Genomic DNA, 14,856 nt, shown 5'->3' with positions numbered 1-14,856 from the left:
TTTCAGAAGAGGCAAAAGGCGATATCATGGAAAGGGTTCTTCATATCTCTGTAAAAGACACGGGCATAGGCATAAAAGATGAGGACATCCCAAGGGTATTCAGGGATTTTGAACAGCTTGACTCCTCAATAACAAGGGAGTATGGCGGCACCGGTCTTGGTATGGCATTAACCAAAAAACTTATTGAACTGCATGGCGGAAGGATATGGGTGGAGAGCGAATATGGCAAGGGGACTCAATTCAGTCTTGTAATTCCGCAGGGGGTTTCAGGACTGCAGCCTGCATATACTAAGGATATGTCCGTGTTTAAGCGGCTGACTCATGAGCCGCCATCTTTAATATTGGTTGCCGGCGAAAGCGCAGACATGAACGCGCTTATAAAGGCATATCTTGAGGAGAATGATTATTGCGTTGAACTTGCTGCCGACGGCAATGAGGTTCTGAAAAAGGCCGCTCTGACAAAACCATTTGCCGTTATTCTAGGCATAATGCTTCCCAAGAAAGACGGCTGGGATGTAATAAGGGAGTTAAAGGCATCTTATGATACTTGCGAGATACCTGTGATAATAGCCTCGGCCGCCAATAATAAGGAATTGGGATTCAGTCTCGGCGCTGTAGCTTATCTGATAAAACCGGTTAATAAAGACGAACTCCTTCATGCGCTTGGCAAACTCAGTTTTATAGCAAAGGGAAAGAGACATCCGTTCAGCATTCTCGCTATAGATGATGAACCGCAGGTATTGCAATTACTCGGCGATATCCTTGAAAAGGAAGGGTTTAACGTGATTAAGGCCGCAGGCGGTGAAGAAGGGATTGCCCTTGCAATAGAAAAGGACCCGGATCTCATAATCCTGGATCTGATGATGCCGCAGGTAAGCGGTTTTGATGTGGTGGAACAGTTAAAAATACACCCTACTGCAAAGGATATACCCGTAGTGATATTTACCGTAAAGGATGTAACCGAAATTGACAAGGCAAAGCTTGGACACAATATAGCCAACATACTCGGAAAGGCAGATTTTTCAAAAAAAGGCCTCTTAAATGAGATAAAAAAACTTGAAATGGCATATCCTGCAAGGGCGAGGATGATAGACCCGTTGACCGGTGTATTTAATAACAGGTATTTCAACCACTGGATAGTGCAGGAGATCGCGCGCAGCAAAAGATACGGGCTCCAGTTTGCTGTGCTGCTGATAGATGTGGACAGGCTGCATAACTATAATGCAAGAAACGGTTTTCTCCTTGGAAACGAGGCGCTCATTGACCTTGCCGGATTGATAAAGGATAATATCCGAACGGCTGACTGCCTTATCAGATACGGGGGGGATGAATTCCTTGTTATTTTGCCCAACATCAGGCAGGAGACTGCTGCTACGGTTGCAGAAAAACTCAGAGTCAGGGTGGAAAATCACCCGTTCCCATCAGCGGATGGGAAGAAAGCCGAAAGGCTGACCATAAGCATAGGCCTTGCAGGTTTTCCGGCAGACGGCAATGAATCAAACGAATTAATGTCGAATGTGAGCCATGCTGCAAAGTCTGCATTTCAGTATGCATCTCTAAGCGGAGGCAATAAGGTTTCAATATTCAGGAAGGGGGTATAATATCGGCCTTTTTTAAACTCCTTAAATAGTCCATTATTTCACCTTGCTCCTTTTCTGTTAACCTGTGCCCGCCAAACCGGACATTGTAATAAATATCCGTTATAGTCTCTACTTCTTCAATATTTACATCTCTTGCAAACTCCAGGGCTGTCTCGCCTGCCTTTTTTATCTTCCCTTTTTTTGCCAGGATATTTAACATGCTTTTATAAAATGACGGAACCTTTGACCGCCTTGTCTCCTCCCCCGGCCTACCGAGCCTCCATATAATGGTTGTGAGTATAAGGGCTGAAATCATTGATACTGCAATGACAATAAACAGGTTTTTATGAAGGCCGCCGGCTGCTGACACCTGACTGACAAGCGCATTCCATCTTAAGTTTGACATGATGGAGCGGCCCTTTCCTTCAACAGTCTTTGCAAAATTTATCTGGTCTCTGAAAGAATAATTTATTATATATCTGTTCCACTTCCATTTAAGCGAATCTAAGTACAGGGTTATAACAGAGGTTGCAGGCGGCATTGCCCCGACTGCCTCGGCAGGCGGTGTTGGGTCAAATGCAGCCCAGCCCCCGATTGATTCTGTCGGGGGCATATACGCCTCCACCCATGAATGGGCGTCCCTCTGCCGGATGATGAGATAGTTTCCGAATTTATTCCATTCGCCGGGCAGAAAACCTGTGACAAGTCTGCTTGGAATCCCTGCTCCCCTGAGCATCATTGCCATTGTGGTTGCATACTGTTCACAGTAACCTTCCTTTGTATAAAAGAGAAAGTCTTCTACTGGGTTTTTGCCGCTGCCTTTGACTGGGTTTAATGTGTAGTGAAAATTTTTAATAAGATATTCTTCTATCGCAGCAGCCTTTTCAAACGGAGTTATTTTTTTCACAGTAATATCTCTTGCAAGATTAGAAACCCTTTCTAATCCCGGCGGTATATGAAGATACTGTGTGGGGACAGATTTTAAATCTGTCCCCAAATCCTGTTCCGGCAGTATAGGCTTTGAGGGAGGTGGCAATATGGAATATGCAGTATACTCAATTCTGGAATATGACGGGGCCGGCAGATAAAGCGAACCTGTCCTGTCAGCCATGACACTTTTAAAGTTGCCTGAAACCCCTATTCCATTGGATGCGGCAAAGAGGACATTTGTTTCTATTGGCTCAAGAAGGATTATTTGTGTCAGGATGTTTGTTCCTATCCTTGACCACTCCCCGCTGACTGCTCTCCATACGCCGTCCTGGCCCCTTCTCAAAGGCGCTGTCTCTTTTATTGTCTGCTGCCACTGGGCGCCGTTATAAGTATCAAATGATACCCCCCTGAAATAGAGACGCGGGGCAGCATATGCCTTGTAATCCGGCAGTTCCACCCTCATAACTATTGCCGGGTCAAGTTTGATTGGCCCAAGCTCCCCAAGGTCTACCTTTTCAGAAAAGCCTGATACCTTCAGAACATCAGCGGTTTGTCTGGAAAAGAACCCAACCTCCATCCTTGGTATAATGAAAAACAGAGACAAGGTAATAATAAGGGATAGGCCTGCCAGACCTGCTGTTGCAATAAAGAAATACGGCCCAAGGATGTTTTTTGCCATCTCCTTATGAGGAACTCCCTTTTCCTCCCAGTCTTTTTTGAGGTTAAATATGGTAAGCGCCCATATACCTGTCAGGATATATAATGCCAGGACAAATAAAAATGAAATATTTACTGTTGAGGCAGATGCTGATAGAAGCTGAAAGAATGTAAGAATGTAGAGTATGGCGTAATCCCTGTTTGTCTTGAGATCAAAGAGCTTGGCAACCATCAGTATGGTGAGAAAGCGGAGAGATACATCTATAAGAGACCTTGATACGAAAAGATAGTCTATAAGACCGGCAACCAATATTATTACAGCAAGGCTGTTCCAGATAAACCCTGGTATGTTAAAAGAATTACCCTTAATACTTAAGAAAAGGCTTAACAATACAACACAGCTTATCCCTGCAAGAAAAACAGGGTTTATTATATTAGTAAGGCTGACCGCAACAAGTCCTGTGCCTGCAATAAGATACGATATGAGAATAAAATATGTGGAAAATTTCATCTATAAATCCCTTTTTTACCCCATCCCCACCCTAACCCTCCCCTTGAAGGGGAGGAAAAAGAAAAGGCATTTCTCCCCTTGAAGGGGAGGGAACGAAAAAGTTTCCTCTCTCTCACAGGAATAGGATTCCTACTTTATCTTCCTCTCCCTCAGAAAAGGATTCCCTACTTTGTCTCCTCTCCCTCAGGGAGAGGATTAAGGTGAGGGTGGGTTTGAAGGTTATGTGGTTTCATTGGCTTACAAACTTCACATTCGGGGGCACGGTTTCATCGCCTGCCACAGGTTTTATAAGGGCAAGCTCTCTTAATATCCTGTAAAGCTGTTCCTTTCCTGACCTGCACGGTAATTCCAAGGTCAGAGTCTTGAAACCTACCTCAAAGCCGGTTCCTATAAAATAATCAGCCATGCCGGCTGCCTCTTCCACCATATCCTCAAATCTATCGTTAAAATCCGCATCGGAAACCAGCGTATTAGAGAAAACAATCTTTACCCTTTTTCCACCTTCCTGTTCAAACTCCTTTGCCATAAGCCTTGCGGTCTTGGCTGTTGATTTCCAGTGTATAATCCTTGAATCATCCATGAGCGTATAGTCCCGAATATTGTAAAGGTTGGCGCTATGCCCCTTTATCTTTTCAGGCGCTTCGCCGCTTTTTAAAAAACCCGCGGCAGTTGTCTGCCTTACGGGTTTTATATTTGGATATACAAGCACATCTGTTGCCGCAAACAGTCTTCTCCCTTTTAGAAAAAAACCAAAAGGGAAACGGGTTTTTATTTTAAAACCTTCTAATTTATGCAACCCCCTATTGTTAAAGGTATAAGAGTGTGTATGAGTAACAGATGCGCGGGCAGGCAATTTTATTATATATCCTGATTCTGCGGTAAATTCGTTATTGGCAGGGATTTCATCTATTGAAACAGAGAATGACGGAAAAACCCTCTTTATATTTGAAATACTCCATTTCACCGTCACAGGTCTTCCTGCAAATATATGCCCTGGCATAGCTCTCTTTACTTCTATACCTCTTAATGTGGATTCTGAAAGTATGCCTGATATAACTATGATAGACAACATCATTGCCACAACAAGATAGAGGAGATTATTTCCTGTATTTATAGCGGCTATGCCGATTACAAAAAGGATCGCAATAAATCTTTTCCCTTCCTTTGTAAAGGATAAAGTCCTTGGCAGGATAAATGAACTTACCCTATGCTTGCTAATCTGTTTTTTTCCAGCTAATAGTTTGGCAACGGCTGTAAGCCACGGCAGGGGCGCGGATAAATAGCTCATAGTTCATGGCTCATAGCTGATAGGTAAGACGATGAGCCATGAGCTATCAGCTATAACGGCGTTTCAACACCGTCAACTATCTCCTGTATAATACCTTCCGCATTTTCTGTTTCTCCTTCCATGCCTTGAGAAGTCAATACCCTGTGGCTGAACACAGGTATTGAGAGTTTCTTTATATCGTCAGGAATGCAGTATGTCCTGCCGTCTACAAGGGCAAATGCCTGGGCAGCGCGATACAGCATCATGGCCCCCCTGGGGCTTACGCCCAATCGCAGCTTAAGAGATTTTCTTGTGGCATCCGCAATTGACAGGATATATTCCACCAGGTCATCATCAACCTTTATTTTATCTACCAGAGTTTGCAGGTATATTACCTCCTCTGTGGATAAGGCAGGGGCAAGGCTTTGGGGCTGAAGAAGAGAAGAAGGGGATAAAAGTATCTCCTTTTCAGCCTTTGTATCAGGATAGCCTATCCGTATCCTCATCATAAATCTGTCCATCTGAGATTCAGGCAGCGGATATGTTCCTTCATATTCCATCGGATTTTGCGTGGCAATTACCATGAACGGTTCCGGAAGGGGATGGGTTATCTTGTCAACAGAGACCTGTCTGTCGCTCATTGCCTCAAGCAGAGAACTCTGCGTCTTTGGCGTTGTGCGATTTATCTCATCCGCCAGGATAATATGGGCAAATATAGGGCCTGGTTTAAATTCAAAGACATGTCTTTCCTGATTATAAATGGTAACGCCTATAATATCAGAGGGGAGGAGGTCGCTTGTAAACTGAATCCTCTGAAAGCTGCAGTTTATAGACTTGGCAAGCCCGTGGGCAAGGGTTGTCTTGCCTATGCCAGGGACATCTTCTATAAGCAGATGCCCTCTGGCTATGAGGGCTGTTATCGCCTGTTTGATGACATCGGGCTTTCCTTTGATTATCTTTTCAAGATTTTTCTGTAAAGAGCTAATCTTGCCTGAAATGTCGTCAATAGAGGTTTTCATATTCAGGATTGTATCAGAATGGCAGTGCGCCAGTCAACACTTGACAAGCTGCATGCCAAGATATATAGTGAGCGCTTACTAACTAATATCCTGTGGAGCAAGATAATGGCTAAAAAAAGATTAACGGCAAAAAACAGAAGCGCACAGATTGTAAGGGTTGCTATGAAGCTCTTTTCGCAGAAGGGTTTCAAGGGGACAACCACAAGGGAGATAGCGGAAAAGGCCGGGATAAGCGAGGCGATAATCTTCAGGCACTTTGCAAGAAAGGAAGCGCTTTATTCTGCTATAATTGACATGCAGTGCAATGACAGGCAGGGGCAGTCGCTCCTGATGAAAAAATTAGAAGGCAAAGAGGGGAGGGATGTGTTCAGGGAAATAGCCGCTTATCTTATACAGACACACGAGGACGACCCTCAATTTATGAAACTGCTTATGTTCAGCGCATTGGAGGGGTATAAGCTTTCCGATATATTCATAAAAACAAGGGGAGTGGAAATAATGGATTACATGGCGAGGCATATCGACAATCTTATAAAAGATGGAAGTTTCAGAAAGGTGAATGCGCATCTGGCAGCCAGGGCGTTTCTGGGCATGGTTCTTCACTACAGTATGACACAGGAGGTTTATGGCATGAAAAAATTTTTCAAAATGTCTATAAAAAAGGTGGCAGATACATTTGTGGAGATATTTTTTGAAGGTATAGAGAGGAGGCAGGTATGAATACAAATTTCAAATTTCAAATTTCAAATTTCAAATTTTATCTCTTATTGTTCACTATCTTTATTCTTTCCGCTACGGTTTTTGCCGAAGAAAAGACTATCACCCTTGCTGAGGCCTCCCGGCTTGCTATTGCCGGCTATGAATCTGTTAAGTTGTCTGAAGAAGACCTGTATCAGGCAGAGGCAGGGATTGATAAGGCAATATCCCAGATACTCCCGACCATTACCGCGGATGCCAATTATACAAAATATTCCGAAAGTGCAACATCAGGAGGCTTTAATGTTCAACCGGATAACAGTTCATCGTTTAGTGTTAAACTCAGTCAGCCTCTCTATTCAGGAGGCAAGGAATGGAGCCTCTGGAGGCAGGCAAAGAAAAAGACCGTAGCGGGCATGAGCGGTCTTAATGCTGCAAAAGAGGAGGTTGTGCTTAATGTTTCAAGGATATATTACAGTGTCCTGAAATCAAAAAAAACTGTGGAGATAAAGGATGCCGCCTTAAAAAGGGCAGTAGAGCAAAGGAAGGTGGCTGTCGCACGGTTTAAGGTAGGGGATGTTACAAAGGCTATAGTCCTCCGGGCTGAGGCCGATGTGGCAGGCGCAGAAACAGAACTTATCAGCGCTAAAAAAGACCTTCTTGTGGCAAAGGATAAATTAGCAAGATTTTTAGGCATATCAGATGATTTTAAGACAGCAGAACCCGATATCCAGCCTGCGCCTCAAACAAGTCTGGACAAATTGGTGTCTCTTTCTTTGGAAAAAAGACAGGATTACATCCGAAGTAAAATAGATGAGGATATTGCCCTTGAGGCAATTAACTATGCCGTTGGAAATTTTCTGCCAAGCCTTAAATTGGAAGGGGTTTATTCAAAAAGGGACCAGGAGCCAAAATCAACCCTTTTCAATGAAGATAGCATGTATGCCGGAATTACATTTACCTATCCTATATTTGAAGGCGGTTTGAGAAGGGCTGAACTGAATGAGGCAAAGAGCAAAAGAAGACAGACTGAGTTTAAGAGGATAAGTTTGAGAAAAGATATTGAATTGGAGGTGAGGGAGGCGTCTCACAATCTTCTTTCATTTAATTCCATCATAGAATCATTTAAAAGGCAGGTCTTGTTTGCAGAGGAAAATTACAATATGGTTTTTAAACAATTTCAATACGGCCTCTCAACAAACGTGGATGTGATAGACGCAAATACAACACTGGTCCTGGGTCAGAGCGGTCTTGCCAATGCTCAATATGATTACCAACTTGCAATCCTGGAGTTAAAGAAGAGGGTGGGCATCCTTCTTGAAGAGATGAAATAAAACACAAAGGAGTGGGAAAGGTTATGAAGTATCTTCTGTGTGCTGCTATTCTTCCAATCTTGGTCATTGTTCTTGATTATAAGGCCTCTGCCCAACCGCCCCCCCCCAAGTCTCCGGTTCTGGTCTCCAAAGTTCTGGAACAGGAGATTAATCAGTCAGTCTCATTTATCGGAAGCGTAGAACCCAGGATGAAGAGCCTGGTGGCCGGTGAGGTCAGAGGTCTGGTGGAGCAATTATCTGTCAGGGAGGGGGATGCTGTAAAGAAAGGGCAGATACTGGCCCGGATCAACGTAACATCACTTAAGATTCAACTCAAGGCTGCAAAGGCCGCCCTTATGGAGGTGCAGGCAAATCATGAGCAGGTCAAGAGGGACATGGCCCGCTCAGCACAGCTTTTTAAAGAGGAGCTTATTCCCCTTAAACAGCTTGAAGAGGATATGTCCCGTGATAAGGCCCTCTCTGAACGGCTTTTGCAACTATCAGCTGAGATCGAACGGTTAGAGGATCTAATCTCCAAGTCGAGGATACTTGCCCCCTTTGACGGGGTGATTACTAAAGAACATACGGAGGTCGGCCAATGGCTTCAAGAGGGAAGCCCGGTGGTGGAGATGATAGACCTTAAACATCTCCGTATCCGGGTTGATGTGCCGGAGCGGTACATCGGAAAGCTGAAGATAGGAAGAACAGTCCCTATCCGCTTTGATGCCCTGCCTTCTTTCAAAGCCAGCGGGAAAATCTCCGCAATCATCCCGGCAGCCGACAATGCTGCCAGGACATTTCCAGTGGATGTTGCGGTTAAAAACCGTGATATGGCCATCAAAAGCGGGATGACTGCGCAGGTCTCTTTTTCTGTAGGCGACCCTTACACCGCACGGCTAATCCCGAAGGACGCCCTGGTGATACGGGGGGAACGAAACTTTGTATATATCGTTAATGGAGATGCTGTCCGGGAGGAGGAGGTCAAATTAGGTAATTCTGTAAAGGGCATGGTAGAGATCAAAGGAAATGTCAAAACAGGGGAGAGGGTAGTGATTAGGGGGAATGAGCGTCTCCGGCCAGGCCAACAGGTGGAGATTATTGGCAATAAAAAGGGGCAAAGATAGATGAAACTCACTGATTGGTCTATTAAATATCCTGTGACTGTTACCGTAGGGGTTCTCCTTGTTACCCTTTTCGGCATAGTAGGGCTATTACAGATACCAATTCAGCTTACACCTACTATAGATAGACCTAAGATTACCGTTGATACCAGATGGTTTGGGGCCAGTCCCAAAGAGGTGGAGCGGGAGATAGTACAGGAACAGGAAGAACAGCTTAAAAGCGTGGAGGGGCTCAAGAAGCTGACCAGCGAAAGCCTTGAGGGACAAGGGAGGGTTATCCTGGAGTTTCCTGTTGGAACCGATATTGACGCTGCCCTGCTCAAGGTCTCCAATAAGCTTGAACAGGTGCGTGAATACCCCAGAGATGTTGAAAAACCGGTTATCAGCAACGTGGATCCCCGCCAGGGCGCTATCGGGTGGTTTATGTTTAAACCGCTCAAAGGGAATGATATTGATCCCACAACCCTCTATGATTTTGCCGACAATTATATAAAGCCCCGTCTGGAACGGGTCCCGGGCGTTGCCACATCCAATATCTTCGGTGGAAGAAAAAAACAGATGGAGGTCATTGTTGACCCTCATAGGCTGGCCCAGAGGGGTATTACTATACAGCAGATGTTATTAGCGCTGGAACTGGAAAATAAAAATATCAGCGGGGGGGACTTTGATGAAGGAAAGAGGGAACTCGTTGTCCGGACGCTTGGGGAATATCAAACCACCAAGGATATAGAAAATGTAATCATCATAAGCAGGAATGGGGTCCCGGTTTATGTCCGAGATGTAGCAGCCGTGCGTCTGGGATACAGGGATGCCGATAATGTAGTCCGGCAGCAGGGGGAGCCTGCCATAGCCATAAATGCGCAGCGGGCAACAGGCGCAAATGTCCTAAAGACCATGACCGGCCTGAAAAAGGCTGTTGCCGAACTTAATGATGGGCTGCTTCGGGAGCGAGGGCTGCAGATGTATCAAGTCTACGATGAGACGGAGTATATCACAAGCGCCATCTCCCTGGTCAGGAATAACCTGTGGGTTGGAGGTCTGCTGGTTGTCGCTGTCCTTCTTATATTCCTAAGGAGCATAAGCAGCACCTTCGTTATTGCCGCCTCTATCCCGATATGCGCTATAGGGACATTCCTGATAATGTTTCTTTTAGGAAGGACATTAAACGTCATTAGCCTCGCAGGGATGAGCTTCGCTGTAGGAATGGTAGTGGATAACTGTATCGTTGCCCTGGAGAATATCTATCGCCATCAGGAAATGGGAAAAGCCAGGATGCAGGCGGCCAACGATGGGGCTACAGAGGTGTGGGGGGCCATGCTGGGCGGCACACTTACCACTTTAGCCGTCTTCATCCCGATTTTCTTTATAAAGGAGGAGGCAGGCCAGCTCTTCCGGGATATCGCCGTGGCCATAAGCAGCGGTGTAGGCTTGAGTCTTATTATTGCCCTGACCGTTATCCCAAGCCTTGCAGCGCGGGTACTTGCTATGAACAGATCTGCACAGTCCGCCAATCCTTCACAATCCTTTTTCTGGAGGTTAAGAGAAGGCGTAGCCAATTTTGTCTACTGGATCTCCGGGAGCATTGTCAGGAGGGCGGCTATTGTTGTTCTCCTTACAGGACTCGCTGTTTTCGGAAGCTGGTTGCTTCTTCCAAAGGCTGAATATCTCCCTGAGGGGAACCGGAACCTTATCCTCGGTATAATCCTTCCACCGCCAGGGTATAACCTTGGGGAATTGACAGCAATGGGGAAGCAGGTAGAGGAGAAGCTTCGCCCTTACTGGGAGTGGGAGGCAAAATCCGGCTCCCCAAAGACTACCAAGCCAGGAGGTCCGCTTATAAGAAATTTCTTCTATGTAGCCCGCGGGCGCCAGGTCTTTATGGGGGCAATCTCAGCAGACCCGGAACGGGCCAAGGATCTTATTCCTGTGATGCGTATGGCTATGGCAGACCTGCCGGGGATAATTGGAATTGTGACACAGACAAGCCTGTTTCAGAGGGATATCGGGGAGGGGAGGTCGATTGATATTGAAATCCACGGCCCTGAGTTGGAGAGGCTTGTTGCATTAGGGGGACAGATATTTGGTCAGATCAGACAGCTCTTTCCAACCAGTCAGGCAAGGCCTATACCGGGACTTGACCTTGGCAACCCGGAGGTTCAGATTGTTGCAAAAAGGGATCTGGCTGCAGATCTGAATCTGACCAGCGCAGAACTGGGGGTTACTGTTGATGCGCTCGTGGATGGGGCAAAGGCGAGTGAAATCCAATTTGAGGGGAGAAAGATAGACCTCATCCTTCGCGGGGAAGACAAATATGCCAGCAGGACTCAAGATCTGGCAGAGATCCCTATTCAGACACCGGCAGGCCGGGTAACTACCCTCGGTTCTGTTGCCGATATTCGCGTTACTACCGGGCCGGAGCAGATCAATCACTCTGAACGGGAGCGCTCCATTGCGATTCAGGTAATACCTCCTCCGGATATTCCACTTGAGGAGGCCATCGCTTCTATTAAAGAGAAGATACTGACGCCCATCTCCAAGAGCGGACAGCTTGGGGATCTGTACAGAATCACACTCTCCGGCACAGCCGATGACCTATCCCGCACATTCGACGCCCTTAAGTGGAACATTATCCTGACCCTTCTAATCACTTATCTGCTTATGGCCTCACTCTATGAGAGCTTTCTCTATCCCCTGGTCATTATGTTCAGCGTCCCTCCTGCTGCTGTCGGCGGCTTCATAGGCCTTTCTCTGGTCAACCGGTTTCTTTCATTTCAGCCGCTGAATGTCCTGACCATGCTTGGGTTTGTGATACTCATCGGGATAGTTGTCAATAATGGCATATACATTGTTGATCAAACCTTAAACCATATAAGAAACGAGCAGATGCCGCCCCGGGAGGCCATCCGGGAATCAGTAAGAAACAGGATGCGCCCAATCTTCATGACCATTGGAACCACAGTATTCGGGATGCTCCCGCTGGTCCTTTTTCCGGGCGCAGGCTCCGAGCTTTACAGGGGGTTGGGGAGTGTTATCGTTGGCGGGCTGAGCCTCTCTACCCTTTTCACCATTTTAGTTATTCCATCCCTGCTGAGCCTGCTGATAGATGCCCGTGAATATCTCTCTAAGAAGGGGCAAACTCATGCAGGAGGTGTTTAGTTTTATTCCGTGTTTGATGATATGAAGGAATGGATGAAAAGGATATATTCTTTTTTGAAAAAATAAAATCATGAACTTACTTCTGAAAAAGGAGGTGAAAAAGGGGAGGATGATTCATGAATATATACAGTGAAGACGCCCCGCCGGGAAGTCTCTGCTAAAAAAGGAGGAACAATCTATGAATGGCAAAATTAACATAATTTTCGGTTTCATTTATCTGGCGTTTACTGCTGTGCTTGGGCCTGCGGTGCTTGTGCCTCAGCTTGGAAAGAATGCTCAATCTCTCAATAATACGGCAGCGCTTGTGGAGAAGGTCAGGGAAGGGGCGCAGAGAGATTTTAAGGGAACTGACGGACCCGATAAGGTAATTGCCCCGGCTGTTGTCAGCATATTTGACTATATTAAAACAAGCAAACTGTCTGCTAAAGGAGCCCATGTCCACGGTAATCTTGAGGCGCTGCTCAATATCGTTGCCGGCCTTGTGTTGCTGACACTCGCCATACCTGCCAATTTTAAGACATTGCTTAGCATCATGTTTTTAGTGGGAGCGGTATTCCATTCGGGTATGCTTTATCTCGGCGGTGTATTCAATATGCACTGGGCATATAATTTCACCGTAATCGGAGCCATCGCTATTATTGTAGGGCTTTTAGGAATGGGGATAGCTGCTCTTATAGGGATAAAACAAACGCACAATCAGTAATGCGCTCACCGTTTTAAGGTTCACAAGCAGTTCTTTGGTGGGCATAGCACACCCTACAAGGCTATTGTTCAATATCCCTTCATATTTGACAGATAGACCTCGCTGTATTTCCGCACAGTCTCGCCGCCTTGTGTGCTTGCTATCTCAATGGAGAGGCGGCGGATTGTGTTAATAGTAACTCCTATGGGAGCTGGACAGTTGGGTTGTGCCAACATACATTGATTATTGCTGTCATAATATTGAATGGTCATAGAACTGACATTATCCGCCAAGGTGTCGGCGCCGCGCATGATTGGATTTCCCGCCACCCCTGCCCAACTGAATTGTATCGTATTGCATGTAGTAATATTTCCGCTGGAGTCGCTGAAACTAAAGGATGTAGCAGTGGCTGTTAATATGCACGGGTTATTTGCTGCTGTCCTTGCCATATTCCGTATCTCTCTTGCCATGCGCTCAATGGCAATCCTTCCGCTCTGGGTTATGCCCTCTCTTGAGGTTGCCTGAAACCATCCCTTTACGCCCTGTGACAACGGAACGGCGATGGCAGCGGCAATAATGCCGATGAGCATGATGACCATTATCATTTCTATGAGGGTAAAGCCTTTGTGGTTTTGCATAATTTATTGTTTAATAACTTGTCATCAAGCTTACAAGCGAAATTGTCTCATTGCTCGTGGTATCCGTTATATCCACCTTAATCCGCTTGTAGCAAGTATATGGAGGCACTACAAGGGGAACCGCTGGGTTAAGGTCGGCAGCAGTAACATATTCCACTTTAACTTGTTGTCTATAACCGGGGTAATTGGTCATTGAATTATTCTGTGAATCCTTAGGCGGTGTGTTATCAAGGTTATTAAAGTCGTCTATATCATTCCATATTGCTCTTGTTGCGATTGTTTCAACTCCATCAAAACCTATTGCAGTTGCATTGCTGCAGGTGCTGTTGATAGTCGTAATCTCATCCCAGCTCTTTGACTTTATCTCCTCCATCAATGCCTCTGCAAGGAATATGGCTGTAGTCCTCCTCTGTGGGATTGCGCTGTCTTTAACGCCCTGTATAAAATAGAACATAATGCCCGGCATGATGATGCCGAGAAGCACAATCACCATGACGATTTCTATGAGAGTGAAGCCTTTTTTGTTCATTTGGGAATCCCCCTCACCCTACCCTCTCCCGCAAGGGGAGAGGAAATTATCAAGTTAATATGACACCATCCCTGTCTGTGTTGCAACGTTGATAGGTTTTGTGCTACTGCCGTTTTGAACAGTAATCGTTGTTCCCGTTGCAGTGCCGCATGGGTTAATAGACGGCTTGCCCAAAGAATCAAATTCCAGCCAGCTTCCTGCTGCTGGCGCTGTGATAGTAACGCCTAAGAATTCGGTGTTGTTTAAATTTATGGGGAAGCCGGTGGCAGGTACCCATAGATTATCTGCCGGGTCAGGACATTTGCAGGTTGTAGTGTTGTATGGAGCGGCGATAGGGCAAGATTGAATATCATATGTGGTGCTGCTCGAAAAAATGACCCTGGTCCTCTGCTGTGTCGTTGTTGCCCTGTTCTGCGCATAGCGTATGTCAGAGGCTATTTTCATTACCGCATTATTCAGCTTTATGCCTGCCCAATACCTGCCGAACTGCGGTATTGCCACTGCTGCCAGTATGGATACCACAATAATGACCATTACAAGCTCAATGATTGTAAAACCCCTGTCATCCATAGTACAATTCTAATCCTTTTTTTCCTTTCGGTCAAGCGAGCGGTAGTCAGGTAATGTATTATTTCTTGTGTCAGAAGCAAGAAAGGGGTATCTCCATGGTAAGCCAATACCAAAACAAAAGGAGGATACCCCATGACTCAAAGAGCCACAATAGAGAATTATGCACAGGCAGTAAGGATAGTCAAGG

The 14,856-nt window shown here is 45.8% G+C and carries 12 protein-coding genes; 6 read left to right on the top strand and 6 right to left on the bottom strand.

Features of this window, described 5'->3' with window-relative positions:
- Nucleotides 1-1,601, top strand: a 1,601-nt coding sequence (locus Q8P28_11595; protein MDP2683416.1) for a response regulator, incomplete at its 5' end; no start/stop codon positions are given.
- On the opposite strand, the gene Q8P28_11590 is transcribed toward Q8P28_11595, so the two are convergent.
- The 3 genes from Q8P28_11590 to Q8P28_11580 all read right to left on the bottom strand — a co-directional run bounded on the left by Q8P28_11590 (nucleotide 1,585) and on the right by Q8P28_11580 (nucleotide 5,964).
- Entirely contained in the window at nucleotides 1,585-3,678 is a 2,094-nt protein-coding gene (locus tag Q8P28_11590) for a DUF3488 and transglutaminase-like domain-containing protein (protein MDP2683415.1), read from the bottom strand. The genes Q8P28_11595 and Q8P28_11590 overlap by 17 nt on opposite strands.
- Nucleotides 3,679-3,907: 229 nt before the next feature.
- A complete protein-coding gene (locus tag Q8P28_11585; protein ID MDP2683414.1) occupies nucleotides 3,908-4,966 on the bottom strand; it encodes a DUF58 domain-containing protein in 1,059 nt (352 codons plus the stop codon).
- A 50-nt stretch (nucleotides 4,967-5,016) separates the two neighbouring features.
- Complete coding sequence (locus Q8P28_11580; protein MDP2683413.1) at nucleotides 5,017-5,964, bottom strand: MoxR family ATPase; 948 nt, start codon at nucleotides 5,962-5,964, stop codon at nucleotides 5,017-5,019.
- A gap of 18 nt (nucleotides 5,965-5,982) precedes the next feature.
- On the opposite strand from Q8P28_11580, the gene Q8P28_11575 reads away from it, so the two are divergent.
- The 5 genes from Q8P28_11575 (at nucleotide 5,983) to Q8P28_11555 (ending at nucleotide 12,953) form a co-directional block, all read left to right on the top strand.
- On the top strand, nucleotides 5,983-6,684 hold the full coding sequence (locus Q8P28_11575) for a TetR/AcrR family transcriptional regulator (protein MDP2683412.1): 702 nt from the start codon (nucleotides 5,983-5,985) through the stop codon (nucleotides 6,682-6,684).
- The gene (locus Q8P28_11570) at nucleotides 6,681-7,994 is read left to right on the top strand and encodes a TolC family protein (GenBank protein MDP2683411.1); all 1,314 of its coding nucleotides are present in this window, start codon (nucleotides 6,681-6,683) and stop codon (nucleotides 7,992-7,994) included. The genes Q8P28_11575 and Q8P28_11570 overlap by 4 nt, the downstream gene beginning before the upstream one ends.
- A 23-nt stretch (nucleotides 7,995-8,017) precedes the next feature.
- Nucleotides 8,018-9,097, top strand: a complete 1,080-nt coding sequence (locus tag Q8P28_11565; protein ID MDP2683410.1) for an efflux RND transporter periplasmic adaptor subunit — start codon at nucleotides 8,018-8,020, stop codon at nucleotides 9,095-9,097.
- Nucleotides 9,098-12,250 (top strand): efflux RND transporter permease subunit, encoded by a 3,153-nt coding sequence (locus tag Q8P28_11560; protein MDP2683409.1) that lies wholly within the window; start codon nucleotides 9,098-9,100, stop codon nucleotides 12,248-12,250.
- Nucleotides 12,251-12,428: 178 nt separating this feature from the next.
- Nucleotides 12,429-12,953, top strand: a complete 525-nt coding sequence (locus Q8P28_11555) for a hypothetical protein (GenBank protein MDP2683408.1) — start codon at nucleotides 12,429-12,431, stop codon at nucleotides 12,951-12,953.
- A gap of 68 nt (nucleotides 12,954-13,021) precedes the next feature.
- Here the strand turns inward: Q8P28_11555 and Q8P28_11550 are convergent, their stop codons facing one another.
- From Q8P28_11550 to Q8P28_11540, 3 genes are read right to left on the bottom strand one after another with little or no spacing between them, the layout of a single operon-like run.
- Nucleotides 13,022-13,570, bottom strand: a complete 549-nt coding sequence (locus Q8P28_11550; GenBank protein ID MDP2683407.1) for a prepilin-type N-terminal cleavage/methylation domain-containing protein — start codon at nucleotides 13,568-13,570, stop codon at nucleotides 13,022-13,024.
- A 10-nt stretch (nucleotides 13,571-13,580) separates the two neighbouring features.
- Entirely contained in the window at nucleotides 13,581-14,099 is a 519-nt protein-coding gene (locus tag Q8P28_11545; protein MDP2683406.1) for a type II secretion system protein, read from the bottom strand.
- A gap of 54 nt (nucleotides 14,100-14,153) precedes the next feature.
- The gene (locus Q8P28_11540) at nucleotides 14,154-14,669 is read right to left on the bottom strand and encodes a prepilin-type N-terminal cleavage/methylation domain-containing protein (protein ID MDP2683405.1); all 516 of its coding nucleotides are present in this window, start codon (nucleotides 14,667-14,669) and stop codon (nucleotides 14,154-14,156) included.
- Nucleotides 14,670-14,856 lie beyond the last annotated feature (187 nt).

The sequence above is a fragment of the Deltaproteobacteria bacterium genome (genome assembly GCA_030690165.1).
Classification (GTDB): Bacteria; Desulfobacterota; GWC2-55-46; order UBA9637; family UBA9637; genus JACRNJ01.
This window is presented reverse-complemented; position numbering and strand designations above follow the sequence as displayed.

Coding starts and splice junctions, on each gene's coding strand:
- Q8P28_11590 (MDP2683415.1), bottom strand. CDS start 3,678: ATGAAATTTTCCACATATTTTATTCTCATATCGTATCTTATTGCAGGC.
- Q8P28_11555 (MDP2683408.1), top strand. CDS start 12,429: ATGAATGGCAAAATTAACATAATTTTCGGTTTCATTTATCTGGCGTTT.
- Q8P28_11580 (MDP2683413.1), bottom strand. CDS start 5,964: ATGAAAACCTCTATTGACGACATTTCAGGCAAGATTAGCTCTTTACAG.
- Q8P28_11565 (MDP2683410.1), top strand. CDS start 8,018: ATGAAGTATCTTCTGTGTGCTGCTATTCTTCCAATCTTGGTCATTGTT.
- Q8P28_11585 (MDP2683414.1), bottom strand. CDS start 4,966: ATGAGCTATTTATCCGCGCCCCTGCCGTGGCTTACAGCCGTTGCCAAA.
- Q8P28_11540 (MDP2683405.1), bottom strand. CDS start 14,669: ATGGATGACAGGGGTTTTACAATCATTGAGCTTGTAATGGTCATTATT.
- Q8P28_11545 (MDP2683406.1), bottom strand. CDS start 14,099: ATGAACAAAAAAGGCTTCACTCTCATAGAAATCGTCATGGTGATTGTG.
- Q8P28_11550 (MDP2683407.1), bottom strand. CDS start 13,570: ATGCAAAACCACAAAGGCTTTACCCTCATAGAAATGATAATGGTCATC.
- Q8P28_11575 (MDP2683412.1), top strand. CDS start 5,983: ATGGCAGTGCGCCAGTCAACACTTGACAAGCTGCATGCCAAGATATAT.
- Q8P28_11570 (MDP2683411.1), top strand. CDS start 6,681: ATGAATACAAATTTCAAATTTCAAATTTCAAATTTCAAATTTTATCTC.
- Q8P28_11560 (MDP2683409.1), top strand. CDS start 9,098: ATGAAACTCACTGATTGGTCTATTAAATATCCTGTGACTGTTACCGTA.